We start from the raw sequence: 14,304 nt of genomic DNA, 5'->3' as shown, positions 1-14,304 counted from the left end.
CGCTCGTCGCCCGCGCCGTTACCCCCCGGTGCGTCCCCACTGCTCGAAGACTAGCCACCGCCCGCACGCGGCTCCGTCCGGTTTGGTCGCCTATCGTCCCGTGGGTGTGGCAGTTCTGCCGCTCTTTCTGCCGGTGCCGAGCGGCCCGGTCGAGGGGGTCAGGACGGCGTTGCCGTCTCGTCCCAGTCGGAGGCCGATCCGGTGCTTCCTGCGGTGGCGCCGGGGTGGACCGCGTCCCGGACCCGACGCAGCCCGTCGAGCAGGGCCGCCAGCGCCTCCGGGTCGAGCTGGCCGGTGAACCACTGCTCGATGATCCGCAGATGGCCGGGCAGGGTCTCGTCGAGCCGTTGCAGGCCGGAGGCCGTGACCACGGCGAACGAGCTGCGCCGGTCGGAGGGGCACGCGCGGCGGGCGAGCAGCCCGTCGCGCTCCATGCGGTCCACCACGCGGGTGACGCCGCTCGTCGAGAGCGAGGTCTGCGCGGCCAGGTCGGTCATCCGCAACTGGTTGCCGGGTGAGCGGGCGAGTCTGGTCAGCACCTCGAACTCGACCGGTGAGAGGCCGTGCTCCTCGAACTGGGCGGCGAACCGGGCCGAGAGCCCGGCGTGCGCCTCGACGAGCAGGCCGACGGCGGTGATCCGGGGGTCGTCGAACACGTTCTGGTCCACGCGCCCATCGTAGCAGTCCTTGACACGAGGAATATTGTTGTGCCTATAGTTGCTGCAGCAGACGTTGGGCAACTAAACAACTTTCCCCACGGAGGGCAGTTTCCATGACCAGCAGCACCGCACCGGTCACCCGCGACTGGGACGGCCTCACGATCCCGACCGCCGGCACCTACCTGCTGGACGCGGCACACAAGCGCGTGGGCTTCGTCGCCCGGCACATGATGGTCAGCAAGGTACGCGGTGAGTTCGCCGACGCGAGCGCCACCATCACCGTCGCCGAGGACCCGATGCAGTCCTCGGTCAGCGCCACCATCCAGGCGGCCACCATCAACACCAACCAGGCCGACCGGGACGCGCACCTGCGCAGCCCCGAGTTCCTCGACGTCGAGAGCTTCCCGACCCTGGAGTTCCGCAGCACCGCCGTGAAGTCCCGCGACGGCAACGAGTTCGTCCTCTCCGGCGAGCTGACCATCAAGGGCGTCACCCGCCCGGTCGACCTGGAGGTCGAGTTCGAGGGCGTCGGCCGCAGCCCGTTCGGGCAGGACATCTTCGGCTTCTCCGCCTCCACCGAGATCGACCGCGAGGACTTCGGCCTGACCTGGAACGTCGCCCTGGAGACCGGGGGCGTGCTGGTCGGCAAGAAGATCAAGATCGAGATCGAGGGCGAGGCCGTCCGCCAGGCCTGATCCGCCGCACCGCTTCCGGGCCCGCGCCGCGTCACGGCGCGGGCCCGACGCGTGTACGCAGGGCGAAGGCCGCGCCGCCCAGGTGCGATTTGTCACGACTTATTCGCGGTCCGGCCCGGTGCCGGGCGACCCGCGCTGGGTAGAGATGCCGCCGGGAGCGCGTCCGTCGGCCGGAGCACGGTCGTCCCGGCCGTGGGATCGCCGGGACCTCCTCTGGTACCGACGATGCCGACGCTCCTAACGTGGAGGGGTTCACCACGCGCTTACCGGGCCGGCACGGCCCGACTGCGCCTCGCGCCGGGAGGAAACATGGGCAGGGACGTCGAGCAGGGCGCCTTCTCCCGGGAGGACCGGGTCCGCTACCGCCAGAAGGTCCGGCGGTGCCTGGACGTCTTCGCCCTGATGCTGGACGACTTCGGCTTCGACGCCGACCGGCCCATGACCGGGCTGGAGATCGAGCTGAACCTCGTCGACTCGGCGGCCGAGCCGGCGATGCGCAACGACCAGATCCTCGCCGACATCGCCGATCCGCTCTTCCAGACCGAGCTGGGCCAGTTCAACCTGGAGCTGAACGCGCCGCCCCGGCTGATCGAGGGCAACGGGTTCGCCGACTACGAGCAGGACCTGCGCGGCAGCCTCTCCCGCGCCGACGAGCGGGCCGCCAAGTCGGACGCGAAGATCGTCCTGGTCGGCATCCTGCCCACGCTCACGGAGCGCCACCTGGTCGAGGACAACCTCTCCACCAACGAGCGGTACCGGGTGCTCAACGACCAGATCGTCGGTGCCCGGGGCGAGGACATCGAGCTCGACATCCGGGGCGTCGAGCGCCTCCAGACCCACACCGACTCGATCGCCCCCGAGGCCGCCTGCACCAGCCTCCAGTTCCACCTCCAGGTCGCCCCGGACAGCTTCGCCGACTACTGGAACGCCTCCCAGGCCATCGCGGGGGTGCAGGTGGCCGTCGGGGCCAACTCGCCCTTCCTCTACGGGCGGCAGCTCTGGGCGGAGACCCGGATCGCCCTGTTCGAGCAGGCCACCGACACCCGGCCGGACGAGCTGAAGGCGCAGGGCGTACGCCCCCGGGTCTGGTTCGGTGAACGCTGGATCACCTCGATCTTCGACCTCTTCGAGGAGAACGTCCGCTACTTCCCGCCGTTGCTGCCGATCTGCGAGGACGAGGACCCGGTCGAGGTCCTGCACGGCGGCGGCGTGCCGGAGCTGGGCGAGCTGCGCCTGCACAACGGCACCGTCTACCGGTGGAACCGGCCTATCTACGACATCATGAACGGCCGCCCGCACCTGCGCGTGGAGAACCGGGTGCTGCCGGCCGGCCCGACCGTGGTCGACATGCTGGCCAACGCCGCCTTCTACTTCGGGTTGGCGCGGGGGCTGGCGGAGGCGGAACGGCCCATCTGGAGCCAGCTCACCTTCAGCTCCGCCGAGGAGAACTTCCACGCCGCCGCCCGGCGCGGCATGGACGCCGTCCTGCACTGGCCCCGTCTCGGCGAGGTGCCGGTGACCAAGCTGGTCCTGGACGTCCTGCTGCCCACGGCCGCCGCCGGGCTCGACCGGTTCGGGGTGGCCCCGACCGAGCGCGACCGGCTGCTCGGCATCATCGAGCAACGCTGCCGTACGGGCCGCAACGGCGCGGTCTGGCAGACCGAGGCGGTCTGGTCGGCCGAGCGGCACCGCGGCATGGACCGGGACGCCGCCCTGCACCACATGGTGCAGCGCTACGCCGAGCTGCAACGCGGCAACGAGCCCGTGCACACCTGGCCCGTCGACTGACCCGGCCCGGGGCGCTCCGCCCCGGAGCCGTTGCGGCCCGGTCGGTGGCGGAGCCGTCCCGCCCGGGCGCTCCGTCGTGGAGCCGTCCCGCACGCGGCCGGCGCTCAGCGTGTGCGGCGGCCGGTGGCCGGCGGCTCCGCCGGACCGTCGACGGCCGGGACGGAGGGCACCCCGGTCGTGGCCGGCGCCGGCACGTCCTCGGCCGACGAAGCGGCCGCCTCCCCGGTCGGCGTGCCGGGCGTGGCCGCGGCCCTTGCGGCGGCGACCGGCACCGGTTCGCGGTCGGCGGAAAGCGCCCCTCCGCCCGTCGCCACGGTGTCCCGGCCCGGCGCGACGCCGATCGGCGTCGCGGGGGTGGTGCTGCCGCCGGGCGGCGTGGCGGCGGCGGTGCCGACCGGCGTGGTGGTGTGGCTGTCGTCGTGCGTCGTCCGGGCGTGGCCGGTGCCGTCGGCCGGGTGGCCCTGCCCGCCCGGATCCGGTGCGCCCGGGTGGTCGGCGGGCTCGCCGGTGCGCTGGCGGGGCACCCGCACCGGTCCCCGGGCCGCGGCCCGTCGGGCGGCCCGCTGGGCGAGGGTGGTGACCAGGACGGCGCCGCCAACCCCGATGATCACCGCGTACGGCGCGATCAGGTGCGCCGACACCTGCTCCGGGCTGATCGCGGTCAGCCTCGGCACCGCCAGGAAGTACGCGGTCGCGACGAGCAGCGGCCCGGCCGCACCGGAGGCGGCGGCCCCGACCCGGTGGTCGGGAAACCGGGCGTCCCGGCGGGCGGCGAGGGCACCGATCACCAGCGCGGAACCGAGGGACAGCAGCGCCCCCGGCCAGTAGAAGTAGTCGCGGATCCAGTACCGCCCGTCGTCGGGGCCGAGCTGCCAGATGCCGAGCTGCGCACTGGTGAGGCCGCGCCCGGCCAGCACGCCGTCCACGACGGCGACCACGGCGAGCAGCCAGAGCCAGCCGACGGTGGCGATCACGTTGTTCGCGGCGGCCCGCGAGCGCAGCGCCCAGACCGCCGTCAGCGCCCCGACCAGCACGCCGACCGCCGCGTAGGCCGCCGCGACGTTCCGGGGCGAACCGGTGTCCGCCACCGCCACCGCCTCCCGGGCCGGCACGGCCACCAGCAGCACGGTGATCAGCGCGCCGATTCCGGCGGCCACGGCGAGCGCGACGGAGCCGAGGGCGCCGTTGGCCGGTCCGGCCGGAGCCGCGCCTTCGGCCGGAGCCGCGTCGGTGTGCGGCGCCGGGGCGTGGTCGCGCAGCCGCTGGGCGCAGACCGCGCCGAAGACCGTCGAGGTGGCCGCGATCCAGGTGGCCCAGATCAGGCCCGCCACCCAGGCGGTCGCGCCGGCGGTCGCGTCGGCCGGCGCCCAGTTGATGATGCCCAGCCCGTAGCCGAAGCCCAGTTGGGCCGCGCCCGCGCCGGCAGCGACGCCGACCGCGGTAGCGATCGATCCTCCCCAGCCCCGTCTGGCCATGCCGGGGAGCGTAACGTCCCGTGGTCGGCGCGGCGAGTCGTGCGGTCCGCCCGGGACGACAGGCGATGACGCCGGCGCCGCCGCAAGCGGGTACGGTCGCCGGTGACCGAGGCGGGGTGGGCGTATGACGGACGGGGACACGGGCGCGCGGGACGACGCCGGGCCGGACCGGTCGACGGTGCTGCTCAGGGGCGGGCTGGCCGTCGTGCTGCTCGCCGCCGTCGGCGCGACCGGCGGCTGGATCCTGGCCGGCGAGGACGATCCACCGGCCACACCGCCGGCAGCGGCGGAGGCCCTGCCCTCCACCGGCACCCCGGGCGCGGCCCGGTCGACCCCGGGCCGGCCTGTGCCGCCGGCTCCCCGGACGACCGCGCCGAGCCGCTCCGCCGGGCTGACGGTCCCGGCGCTCGTCGGCGAGGAATTCACGGACGCCCGCGACGAGCTGCGCGAGAAGCGGCTGGGCTGGCGGCTCGTCTTCGGCAGCGGCACGGGGACGACGGTGGAGCGCACCTCCCCGGAGGTGGGTGCCGAGGTGCAGCCCGGGCGCACCGTGACGCTCTACGTGAGCGGGCCGGCGCCGGCCGCCACCGTGCCGGACGTGGTGGGCGACGACTGCGACGACGCGGCGGACGAACTCGTCGACGAGGGCTTCTACCCGCAGTACCGGACGGGCAGGACCGGGACGGTCAGCCGTCAGGACCCGGCCGGCGACGCTGCGGGCCGGTGGAACGACCAGGTGTCGATCTGGTGCGGCGCCGCGCCGGAGGACGACGCATCGGCCTCCCCGACACCGTGACGGAGCGTCCGGCACGCTGATCCCGGCCGATGGCCCTCGGGACCGCTAGGTTGGCGGTCAGGGGCCCGCGACGCCCGCCCGGGCCGGGAGAGGACGTGCGATGAGCGAGCGTCAGCGAGCGAGTCATCGGCACAGTGCGGTGGTGTCTCGGGTCGGCACGCAGCGGAGCGGAGTGCCGGCATGAGCGAGCGTCAGCGAGCGAGTCATCGGCACAGTGCGGTGGTGTCTCGGGTCGGCACGCAGCGGAGCGGAGTGCCGGCATGAGCGACGACCGCCAGGAACCGCCCGCCGGGGAGCCCGACGACCGGACCCGCCCACTGCCCCGCCCCGACCGGCCCGCCCCGGGCGCCGACGCCACCCGACCCGTCGAGGGCGCCGCCCCCCTGGACCGTACGGCCGCCATGCCGCCGGAGCGGTCCGGGCCGGCGGCGTGGTCCGGCCGGGCGGAGGTGCGCCCCGCCCGACCCGACGACCACCCGGAAACCGAGTGGTACGCCGACGACCAGGGCGCGCGGCGCTGGTGGCTGCCGATCCTGTGGGGCGTGATCGTGCTGCTGCTGCTCGGCCTGCTCGGTGCCGGGCTGTGGCTGGCCCTCCAGTCGGCGGACGACGATCCGAGCGGGCCGGAGCCGTCGCCCTCGCCGTCGGTGACCCGCGCGTCGCCGACCACCGCCGCGCCGACCTCGGCCGCCCCCACCAGCTCGTCGCCCTCGGCGTCCCCGTCGCCCTCGGCGCCGGCCGAGCTGCCGATGCCGCCGGTGGTGAACCTGCCGCTGGCGACGGCGCAGGCGATCCTGGACGACGTCGGGCTGGGCCACCGGGTGGAGTACGAGACGTCCGACCGTCCCGCCGGTACCGTGATCCGCACCGAACCGGAGGCGGGTGAGCTGGTCCCGGAGGACGAGGAGGTCACGCTGGTGGTGGCCCGCGACGCCGGCTCGCCGACCGGCGAGGTCACGCCGTCGGTCGAACCGACCGCCACCGGGTGAGCCGCTGACCTCGCCGCCGCGGGGGGCGCCGCCGCGTCACCACATGCGCCGTCTCGTCCCGACCATGCCGAGCCCGGCCAGCGAGATGGCCAGTCCGAAGATGCCGGACCAGAAGAGGGAACGGCGGACGTCGTCCGGTGCGGGGCGGGCGGCCTGCGCCGTACCGCCCGAAGAGTCCGTGGGAACGCTGGTCCCGGCGGCGGCGGCCGGTCCGGGCTCGTCGGCGTCGCCGCGCGCGTCCGGTCCGGCCAGTGTGTACGGGGCGTCGAGGTCGTCCAGCCCGTCGTCGCCGTCGGGCGGGTCCTCGTCCACCACGGTGATCTCCGGTGCCGGGACCGGGGTGGTCAGCCGCGTGGTGGACGAGAGGGCGGGATCGCGGACCACGACCACCAACGTGGTGGCGGCGCCGAGCAGCGCCAGGAGTCCGAAGGCGTAGGCGATACGGGAGCGGTGGTGCCGCCGCGCGGCGGGCTGATTGACCATGGCCATCCCAGGTTCGGGGTCCTGGACGCGCGGGGTGGAAACGTGCCGGGGTGGGCGTACCTCATCTTATGGCGACGGCACGCCCCTCGGCTGCCGATCGCGCAGGTCAGCCCACCCGGACGGGGGTGCGGGAGACGGGCCGGCGCGGCGCGCGCACGGTGTGCGGACGCGGCTCGGGAGCCGACCGCAGGTGGCGCAGCCCCTCCCGCTGGACGAAGATCGACCGCCGGTCGACCGCGTCCCCCGATGCGTTCAACTCGTAGCCTTCGAGCCAGACCCAGCCGTCGTAGGTCGGCCAGTCGAGCACCCGGATGACCCGGAACATGATGGGTCTGAGGAACTGGACACTCGCCGCGCGAGTCACGTGCACTACGTCACCGGAGCGGGGAAGCACATGGGCTCCTGGGGGAGGGTGGGCCGGCGGACGGGCCGGCGGTGCGGGTCGGGGGACGTCGATGGCCCGGGGGCGGGGTCGTGCCTCGTGGACCGGTGTCGCGGGTGGTGGTGGTCGGGCCGTACCCGCTGGTGGCGAACCGCCACCCGACCAACACCCGGCTACTCCGGGTACCGCTCCCGCCGCCGCAGCCAACTGGCGTGCAGCGGCGAGGTCATCAACCCGGGGCAGGTCTGGTTGTCGACTGTCGGGCGGTCCCGCCGCCGCGCGTCCCGCAGCCCGTGGGATCACCACGGCGGGGAAGCGGACGGAGACGGTGAGTAACCCGTGCCATACGGACAGACTGCATCAGCGACGTGCTTCATGCAAGTTGCACGTCGACTTTTGCCGATACGTGAGCGGCTCGCGCAAAGCAGCGCTTGAAGGCGTTCACGTATGCCCGGCACACTGGGAGCCGGTTTCGCCCGTCGCGGCCGGCCGATGACCGGCACCACCCCACGCCGCGAACGACGCCCGCCGCACGACGGTCGCGCCCCTGGCGGGTGACGACAGTGGCGCACGGCGAGGCGGAGGTGGACCGGGTGAGGCCTGACAGGCGGTGGTTCCGACCAGCGGGCGGGGTCGTGTCGTGAGCGAGCGGCGCAGCCCCACCATCCGACGTCGTCGCCTCGGCGCCGAACTGCGTCGGCAGCGGGAGGCGGCCCGGATCACCATCGAGGCGGTCGCCGAGCAGCTGGAGTGCTCGGCGTCGAAGGTCTCGCGGATCGAGACCGGCCACACCACGGCCACTCCGCGCGACGTGCGGGACATGCTGCGGATCTACGGCGTGGTGGGCGCCGAGAGCGACGAGCTGGTGCAGATCGCCCGGGAGGCGCGGCAGAAGGGCTGGTGGCACCCCTACAGCACGGTGCTGGTCGGCGCGTACGTCGGGCTGGAGGCGGCGGCCAGCTCGATCCGGGCGTACGAGCAGCAGGTGGTGCCCGGGCTGCTGGAGACCGAGGAGTACGCGGGCGCGATGATCCGGGCCGCCCGGCCCGACTTCACGCCCGAACAGGTGCGGCAACGGGTGCGTGTCCGTCTGGGCCGTCAGTCGTTGTTGACGCAGGATGATCCGGTCGATCTGTGGGTGGTGCTCGATGAGGCGGTGGTGAGCCGTCCGGTGGGCGGGGACGAGGTGATGCGTGACCAGCTCAAACGCCTGGTCGAGGTGGCGGAACTGCCGAACGTGACGCTCCAGATCCTGCCTTTCGAGGTGGGGGCGCACGCCGGCATGGACGGCACCTTCACGATCCTCAGCTTCCCTGAGCCCGGTGATCCGGATGTCGTGTACGCGGAGAATGCCACGGGTGGGCTCTTCCTGGAGAAGAGTGACGAACTGCAGAAGTACAGCTTCATCTTTGATCACATCCGAGCGGCGGCCATTCGTCCGGAGGAGTCCATCGCACACATCGCGAAACTGGCAGAGGAGCCGTTGTGGAAATGGCGACCAAGGGGTTCCCCGTGGACCTGACGCAGGCAACGTGGTTCAAGAGCTCGAAGAGCGGGCCGAACTGTGACAACTGCGTGGAGGTGGCGTACGTGACGGGGGCGGTCGGCGTGCGGGACTCGAAGGACAAGACGGGCCCGGCCCTGGTCTTCGCCCCGGGTGACTGGCACGCCTTCGTCGCCGGCACCAGGGGCGGTGTGTTCGACAAGGGCTGACGGGCCCGTGGTGTGACGAGGTGCCCCCGTCCGGCGGTAGGGCCGGGCGGGGGCATCGCCGTGCCCGAGGGCCGGGTCGAGGCGTCCTCCCGCCCGGGCGCCGGGCGGGGCACCGTCGTGCCCGCGTCCGGACCGGCCGCGAAGACGTCCCGCCGTCGGCGTCGCCACATCGGGTCCCGGGTCGTTGTACCCCTCGGTACGGCGCTGGTCGACAGCCCGCCGCAGGGATCGGCAACCGAGCGAGACAGGCGAGACGGATGACGACGATCGGGTCAGACAACCTCACCAACGGGCCGGGCAAGCCGGAACGCTTCGGGGGCAAGTACCGGGGGGCACGCCGGGACACCGTCCTCACCGAGGTGGTGTCGACCGACACCGAGATCGGTGGCCGGGAGGGCCCGGCCGCCCCGCCGGAGCAGGCCGGTCCGCCGCTCTCCCTGCCCTCGCTGGATCCCAACCCGCTGACCGAGCCGTCGTTCCCGCCCGGGGGCTGGTCGGTGGAGCCGGCCGAGTCGCTGGTCGACCACCCGCTGCTGCGCGGGCTGCTGATGGAGCTGCCGCCGAAGGGCAGCGTCCCGCCGCCCGGCTGGCTCGACCGCTGGTTCGAGGCGACCCGGGCGATCCTGGAACTGCTATACGTGCAGGGCCCCGGCCGCTCGCGGTGACGCGGGCCGTGCCGGCACGGCCCGCTCGACGAGCCGGCTGTGCCGCAGGGCGTGGCGTACGCCGATGGCGACGACGCCCAGCACGCCCAGGGTGATCGCCGGACCGGTCACGCCGGGCCCGAACAGCAGGTCCGGGGCGCTCGCCGCGACCACCGCGGGCAGGATCGCCAGGCCGGTGACCTGCACCGGGAGCCCGATCAACGGGTGCGCGGCGGAGGCCCGCAGGCCGTGCGGAGCCGGGGTGTCCGGCGCCGAGGAGAGGGCGCCCGCGCCCGCCCGCAGCCGGCGTACCCGGCGCACCGTGCAGGCCGCGACCACGAGCGCGGGGGCGACGGCGAGGGTGAGCCCGGCGGCCGCCCGGTCCGCCGGGGTCGCGCCGGCGCTGGTGAGCCCCGCGACCAGCACGGCGGCCGTCAGCCCCAGGCCGGCCAGCGTCAGGGCGAGCACCCATCCGGTACGCCGACGCAGGGCCCGGGCGTGGTCCAGCCGGGGCAGCCCGTCCGCGAGCCAGCCGGCGACGAGCCAGACGGCGGTCAGCGACAGCAGCACGGTGAGGTGGCTCTCCATGACGGAGAGTCTTGCCCGTTTTCGACGATCGTGAATCCGGGCAGGCCCCCGGTTCGTCCCGCAGCCGCCTCCCCTAGGGGCCATCTTCCCGATGTTATGGGGAAGTCGACATGTTTGAATTCCCGTTTACCCCGCCCTACCCTCAGCCTGATCGGCATTCATCGATTCACTCGTCACGAACAGTTGGACGGTCGGTGCCGGTCGGAGGGAGTAGAAGATGGGTCTTCCACGCAGGTCCGTACTCGTCGGGGTGGCCACGCTGGCCATGGTGGCGACCGCCACGCCCGCCATGGCCGCCGAACCGGTGGGCACGATCCGCACCGCGGGCGGTGCCACCGCCGTGGCCGACAGCTACATCGTCGTCTTCAAGGACAGCTCGGTCGCCCGCAGCGGTGTCGGTGACACCGCGCAGCGGCTGGTCAACCGGCACGGCGGCGCGGTCGCCCGCACCTACAGCGCCGCGCTGCGCGGCTTCGAGGTCCGGGTCGGCGCCAGGGCCGCCGCCCGCATCGCCGCGGACCCCGCCGTGGCGTACGTCGAGCAGAACCACACGGTCTCCGCCAGCGGCACCCAGACCAACCCGCCCTCCTGGGGCCTGGACCGGATCGACCAGCGCGCTCTGCCGCTGGACAGCTCCTACACGTACCCGAACACGGCGAGCAACGTGCACGCCTACATCATCGACACCGGCATCCGGTTCAGCCACAGCGACTTCGGCGGCCGGGCCGTCTCCGGCTACGACGCCGTCGACGGTGGCTCCGCCGACGACTGCAACGGGCACGGCACGCACGTCGCCGGCACCGTCGGCGGTTCGGCGTACGGCGTCGCCAAGGGCGTCCAGCTGGTAGGCGTACGGGTGCTGAACTGCCAGGGCAGCGGCACGAACGCTGGCGTCATCGCCGGTGTCGACTGGGTCACCCAGAACGCGGTCAAGCCGGCCGTGGCCAACATGAGCCTCGGCGGCGGCGCGAACACCTCGCTCGACACCGCCGTGCGGAACTCCATCAACTCCGGCGTGAGCTACGGCCTGGCTGCCGGCAACGACTCCGGCGGCAACGCCTGCAACACCTCGCCCGCCCGGACCGCCGAGGGCATCACCGTCGGCTCGACGACCAACACGGACGCCCGGTCGTCGTTCTCCAACATCGGCACCTGCCTGGACATCTTCGCGCCCGGCTCGTCGATCACCTCGGCGTGGCACACCAGCGACACCGCGACCAACACGATCAGCGGCACCTCGATGGCGACGCCGCACGTGGTGGGCGCGGCGGCCCTCGTGGCCAGCGCCAACCCGGCCTGGTCGCCGCAGCAGGTCCGCGACTACCTGGTGAACAACGCCACCCCCAACGTGGTGGGGAACCCCGGCACCGGCTCGCCGAACAGGCTGCTCTACGTCGTCAACGGCGACACCCCGCCGCCGACCGACGACTTCTCCGTCTCGGTCTCGCCGACCTCCGGCTCGACCGCGCCGGGCGGCTCGGTGACCGCCACGGTCGGCACCGCGACGACCAACGGCTCCGCCCAGTCGGTGAGCCTCTCCGCCAGCGGGCTGCCGGCCGGGGCGACCGCCTCGTTCAGCCCGGCCACCGTCACCTCGGGTGGTTCCTCGACGCTCACCATCAGCACCTCGGCGAGCACCCCGCCCGGCACCTACACCGTGACCGTGACGGGCACCGCGGCCTCGGGCAGCCGCACCGCGACCTACTCGCTGACGGTCACCGGCACCGGTGGTGGCAGCTGCTCCGGCACCAACGGCACCGACGTCGCGATCCCGGACACGGGCGCCACGGCCAGCAGCTCGATCGTGATCTCCGGCTGTGCCCGCAACGCCTCGTCGGCCTCCACCGTCGCGGTGAACATCGTGCACACCTACCGCGGTGACCTCGTCGTCGACCTGGTCGCGCCGGACGGCTCGTCCTACCGGCTGAAGAACAGCAGCTTCTGGGACGGCGCGGCCAACATCAACACCACGTACACCGCGAACCTGTCGAGCGAGGCGGCCAACGGCACCTGGCGGTTGCAGGTGCGGGACGTCTACGCCGGCGACACCGGCTACATCAACACCTGGACCCTGACCCTCTAGGTCCCCGACACAGGTGAGGCCCCTCCCGGCGACCGGGAGGGGCCTCACCGCGTGCTGTCGGTCGGATCAGACGGCGAAGGTCGGCGGGCGCTCCGTGGCCGGGGCCGGCGGTCGCGCCTTCCACAGCCCCGTCTTCTGCCCGGCGAGCCGGGTCAGGTAGGCCGGGTTGAGGATCACGTAGCGTCGCCAGAGCCGCTTCGGTTCCAGGCCGAGACGCCAGAACCACTCCAGGCCGGCCCGCTGCATCCACGGCGGGGGCTGGCGCAGCAGCCCGGCGTGGTAGTCGAAGGCCGCCCCGACCGCCATCAGCGGCATGTCCAACAGCGGTCGCATGGCGTACGTGAAGACCTCCTGGCGCGGGCAGCCCAGCCCGACCAGCACGAGGCGGGCCCCGCTGGACCTGATCCGGTCGGCGATCTCGACGTCCTCGCCCGGCTGCACCGCCCGGAACTTGGACGGCTCCACGCCGGCGATCTTCAGTGCCGGGAACATCCGCTCCAGCGCCGGAATCAGCCTGGCCAGGGTCTCCTCGGTCGAACCGTAGAGGTAGACCGGCAGCCCCTCGTCGGCGAACCGGGAGAGCACGTGCAGGGTCAGCGTGGGGCCGTAGACCCGGTCGGTGAGCCCGGCGCCGTGCAGCAGGTTGAGCGCCCAGCGCACCGGCTGGCCGTCGGGGGTGACCACGTCGAAGGAGTTCAGCCGGGCGTTGTGCGCCGGGTCGAGCACCCCGGTCATCACGCCGTGCACGGCCAGCGCCGTCAGCGCCAGCGGGCGGCGCTCCTGCGCGGCCGCCACCACCTGCTCGGTCGCCGCGGCGTAGTCGGTGGCGTCGACCAGGACCCCGAGGACGTTCCGTTTGCCCCTGCCGGTCATGCTCCCGGCACCCACTTGTCCACGTTGGCCTCGTAGATCTCCCGCATGATCATGGGCACGTCGTAGACCTGCTTCCACTCGGGGTAGTCGGCCTGGAAGGCCTCGTTCGAGCCGATCCACCACTTGTGGTCGCCGATCCGGTTGGCCTCGACGTACTCGGTGATCATCTCTTGGCCGGTGATCTGCTCGGCGAGCGCGAACGCCTCGCGGTTGGAGGTGTTCGAGTGCCGCCCGCCGCCGAGGTTGTAGACCGCCGCCGAGCGGGGGTTACGGAAGAACGCCTCGAACGCGGAGACCACGTCCGAGCTGTGGATGGCGTCGCGGACCTGCTTGCCCTGGTAGCCGAAGATCTTGTAGGTCCGGCGCTCCATGTTGGCGCGCATCACGTAGCCGAGGAAGCCGTGCAGCTCCGTCGCGGAGTGCGCCGGGCCGGTCAGCGTCCCGCCCCGGAAGCAGGCCGTCCGCATGCCGAAGTAGCGGCCGTACTCCTGCACCATGACGTCGGCCGCCACCTTCGAGGCGCCGAAGATCGAGTGCAGGCAGGCGTCGATGGACATGTCCTCGCGGATGCCCTGCTCGTACGGGTGCCCCGGCTCGATCTCCCACCGGGTCTCCAGCTCCACCAGGGGCAGGCTGTTCGGCCGGTCGCCGTAGACCTTGTTGGTGGAGCAGTGGATGACCGGCGCCTCGACGCAGTGCTCGCGCACGTTCTGCAGGACGTTGAGCGTGCCGGCGGCGTTCACGTCGAAGTCGGTGAACGGGTCGCGCACCGCCCAGTCGTGCGACGGCTGGGCGGCGGTGTGGATCACCACGGCGACGGCGGTGCCGTACCGCTTGAAGAGCTTGGCCAGCGCGGCCCGGTCCCGGATGTCGATGCTGTGGTGCGAGTACGCGGGCCCCAGCTCGTCGGTCAGCCGCCGGACGTTCCAGGCGGTGGACGCCTCCTCGCCGAAGAACTCCTGCCGCATGTCGTTGTCGATGCCGACGACCTCGAGACCGAGGCCGGCGAAGTGCCGGACCGCCTCGGAGCCGATCAGACCGCCCGACCCGGTCACGAACGCGACACTCACACGCCACTCCTGGTCCATCGGAGGCAGAAACCATCGGAGCATAGCGTGACGTACGGCACGCCCCGA

15 protein-coding genes are annotated in these 14,304 nt (G+C 73.1%); 8 read left to right on the top strand and 7 right to left on the bottom strand.

All coding sequences use genetic code 11. The features are described from left to right. Positions 1 to 158: 158 nt before the first annotated feature. The gene (locus AB0G13_RS00395) at positions 159 to 668 is read right to left on the bottom strand and encodes a MarR family transcriptional regulator (protein ID WP_357866684.1); all 510 of its coding nucleotides are present in this window, start codon (positions 666 to 668) and stop codon (positions 159 to 161) included. 104 nt (positions 669 to 772) lie between these two features. On the opposite strand from AB0G13_RS00395, the gene AB0G13_RS00390 reads away from it, so the two are divergent. Together AB0G13_RS00390 and AB0G13_RS00385 are read left to right on the top strand one after the other, a co-directional pair. Continuing rightward, positions 773 to 1,354 carry a YceI family protein gene (locus AB0G13_RS00390; RefSeq protein ID WP_357866681.1) on the top strand — a complete coding sequence of 194 codons (582 nt, stop codon included), beginning with the start codon at positions 773 to 775 and terminating at the stop codon, positions 1,352 to 1,354. A gap of 309 nt (positions 1,355 to 1,663) precedes the next feature. Beyond that, the gene (locus AB0G13_RS00385; protein ID WP_357866679.1) at positions 1,664 to 3,142 is read left to right on the top strand and encodes a glutamate--cysteine ligase; all 1,479 of its coding nucleotides are present in this window, start codon (positions 1,664 to 1,666) and stop codon (positions 3,140 to 3,142) included. A gap of 104 nt (positions 3,143 to 3,246) precedes the next feature. Here AB0G13_RS00385 and AB0G13_RS00380 read toward each other — a convergent pair whose 3' ends face one another. Next, the gene (locus AB0G13_RS00380) at positions 3,247 to 4,617 is read right to left on the bottom strand and encodes a hypothetical protein (protein WP_357866676.1); all 1,371 of its coding nucleotides are present in this window, start codon (positions 4,615 to 4,617) and stop codon (positions 3,247 to 3,249) included. 124 nt (positions 4,618 to 4,741) lie between these two features. On the opposite strand from AB0G13_RS00380, the gene AB0G13_RS00375 reads away from it, so the two are divergent. Both AB0G13_RS00375 and AB0G13_RS00370 read left to right on the top strand, forming a co-directional pair. After that, positions 4,742 to 5,413, top strand: coding sequence for a PASTA domain-containing protein (locus AB0G13_RS00375; RefSeq protein WP_357866673.1), 672 nt, complete (start codon positions 4,742 to 4,744; stop codon positions 5,411 to 5,413). A 260-nt stretch (positions 5,414 to 5,673) separates the two neighbouring features. After that, positions 5,674 to 6,402 (top strand): PASTA domain-containing protein, encoded by a 729-nt coding sequence (locus tag AB0G13_RS00370; protein ID WP_357866671.1) that lies wholly within the window; start codon positions 5,674 to 5,676, stop codon positions 6,400 to 6,402. 36 nt (positions 6,403 to 6,438) lie between these two features. On the opposite strand, the gene AB0G13_RS00365 is transcribed toward AB0G13_RS00370, so the two are convergent. Together AB0G13_RS00365 and AB0G13_RS00360 are read right to left on the bottom strand one after the other, a co-directional pair. Then, on the bottom strand, positions 6,439 to 6,891 hold the full coding sequence (locus AB0G13_RS00365) for a hypothetical protein (RefSeq protein WP_357866669.1): 453 nt from the start codon (positions 6,889 to 6,891) through the stop codon (positions 6,439 to 6,441). A gap of 100 nt (positions 6,892 to 6,991) precedes the next feature. Beyond that, the gene (locus AB0G13_RS00360) at positions 6,992 to 7,279 is read right to left on the bottom strand and encodes a hypothetical protein (RefSeq protein ID WP_357866667.1); all 288 of its coding nucleotides are present in this window, start codon (positions 7,277 to 7,279) and stop codon (positions 6,992 to 6,994) included. A 628-nt stretch (positions 7,280 to 7,907) separates the two neighbouring features. On the opposite strand from AB0G13_RS00360, the gene AB0G13_RS00355 reads away from it, so the two are divergent. The 3 genes from AB0G13_RS00355 (at position 7,908) to AB0G13_RS00345 (ending at position 9,645) form a co-directional block, all read left to right on the top strand. Beyond that, positions 7,908 to 8,789 (top strand): helix-turn-helix transcriptional regulator, encoded by an 882-nt coding sequence (locus AB0G13_RS00355; protein WP_357866664.1) that lies wholly within the window; start codon positions 7,908 to 7,910, stop codon positions 8,787 to 8,789. Continuing rightward, a complete protein-coding gene (locus tag AB0G13_RS00350; RefSeq protein ID WP_357866662.1) occupies positions 8,759 to 8,980 on the top strand; it encodes a DUF397 domain-containing protein in 222 nt (73 codons plus the stop codon). Before AB0G13_RS00355 ends, AB0G13_RS00350 begins: the two co-directional genes overlap by 31 nt. 257 nt (positions 8,981 to 9,237) lie before the next feature. Continuing rightward, positions 9,238 to 9,645, top strand: a complete 408-nt coding sequence (locus AB0G13_RS00345; RefSeq protein ID WP_357866660.1) for a hypothetical protein — start codon at positions 9,238 to 9,240, stop codon at positions 9,643 to 9,645. On the opposite strand, the gene AB0G13_RS00340 is transcribed toward AB0G13_RS00345, so the two are convergent. Next, positions 9,613 to 10,212 carry a hypothetical protein gene (locus AB0G13_RS00340; RefSeq protein ID WP_357866657.1) on the bottom strand — a complete coding sequence of 200 codons (600 nt, stop codon included), beginning with the start codon at positions 10,210 to 10,212 and terminating at the stop codon, positions 9,613 to 9,615. The genes AB0G13_RS00345 and AB0G13_RS00340 overlap by 33 nt on opposite strands. Before the next feature lie 217 nt (positions 10,213 to 10,429). On the opposite strand from AB0G13_RS00340, the gene AB0G13_RS00335 reads away from it, so the two are divergent. Further along, positions 10,430 to 12,295 (top strand): S8 family serine peptidase, encoded by a 1,866-nt coding sequence (locus tag AB0G13_RS00335; protein WP_357866655.1) that lies wholly within the window; start codon positions 10,430 to 10,432, stop codon positions 12,293 to 12,295. A 66-nt stretch (positions 12,296 to 12,361) separates the two neighbouring features. Here AB0G13_RS00335 and AB0G13_RS00330 read toward each other — a convergent pair whose 3' ends face one another. Both AB0G13_RS00330 and AB0G13_RS00325 read right to left on the bottom strand, forming a co-directional pair. After that, the gene (locus AB0G13_RS00330) at positions 12,362 to 13,168 is read right to left on the bottom strand and encodes a WecB/TagA/CpsF family glycosyltransferase (RefSeq protein WP_357866653.1); all 807 of its coding nucleotides are present in this window, start codon (positions 13,166 to 13,168) and stop codon (positions 12,362 to 12,364) included. Further along, entirely contained in the window at positions 13,165 to 14,280 is a 1,116-nt protein-coding gene (locus AB0G13_RS00325; RefSeq protein WP_357866651.1) for an NAD-dependent epimerase/dehydratase family protein, read from the bottom strand. The genes AB0G13_RS00330 and AB0G13_RS00325 overlap by 4 nt, the downstream gene beginning before the upstream one ends. Between the last annotated feature and the right edge of the window lie 24 nt (positions 14,281 to 14,304).

This window comes from Micromonospora sp. NPDC023633 (assembly GCF_040640035.1).
Classification (GTDB): Bacteria; Actinomycetota; Actinomycetes; order Mycobacteriales; family Micromonosporaceae; genus Micromonospora.
The sequence above is the reverse complement of the archived record's forward strand: the minus strand, read 5'-3'. Positions and strand labels throughout refer to the sequence as shown.

Coding starts and splice junctions, on each gene's coding strand:
- AB0G13_RS00335 (WP_357866655.1), top strand. CDS start 10,430: ATGGGTCTTCCACGCAGGTCCGTACTCGTCGGGGTGGCCACGCTGGCC.
- AB0G13_RS00365 (WP_357866669.1), bottom strand. CDS start 6,891: ATGGCCATGGTCAATCAGCCCGCCGCGCGGCGGCACCACCGCTCCCGT.
- AB0G13_RS00345 (WP_357866660.1), top strand. CDS start 9,238: ATGACGACGATCGGGTCAGACAACCTCACCAACGGGCCGGGCAAGCCG.
- AB0G13_RS00325 (WP_357866651.1), bottom strand. CDS start 14,280: ATGCTCCGATGGTTTCTGCCTCCGATGGACCAGGAGTGGCGTGTGAGT.
- AB0G13_RS00330 (WP_357866653.1), bottom strand. CDS start 13,168: ATGACCGGCAGGGGCAAACGGAACGTCCTCGGGGTCCTGGTCGACGCC.
- AB0G13_RS00385 (WP_357866679.1), top strand. CDS start 1,664: ATGGGCAGGGACGTCGAGCAGGGCGCCTTCTCCCGGGAGGACCGGGTC.
- AB0G13_RS00350 (WP_357866662.1), top strand. CDS start 8,759: ATGGCGACCAAGGGGTTCCCCGTGGACCTGACGCAGGCAACGTGGTTC.
- AB0G13_RS00380 (WP_357866676.1), bottom strand. CDS start 4,617: ATGGCCAGACGGGGCTGGGGAGGATCGATCGCTACCGCGGTCGGCGTC.
- AB0G13_RS00390 (WP_357866681.1), top strand. CDS start 773: ATGACCAGCAGCACCGCACCGGTCACCCGCGACTGGGACGGCCTCACG.
- AB0G13_RS00375 (WP_357866673.1), top strand. CDS start 4,742: ATGACGGACGGGGACACGGGCGCGCGGGACGACGCCGGGCCGGACCGG.
- AB0G13_RS00340 (WP_357866657.1), bottom strand. CDS start 10,212: ATGGAGAGCCACCTCACCGTGCTGCTGTCGCTGACCGCCGTCTGGCTC.
- AB0G13_RS00370 (WP_357866671.1), top strand. CDS start 5,674: ATGAGCGACGACCGCCAGGAACCGCCCGCCGGGGAGCCCGACGACCGG.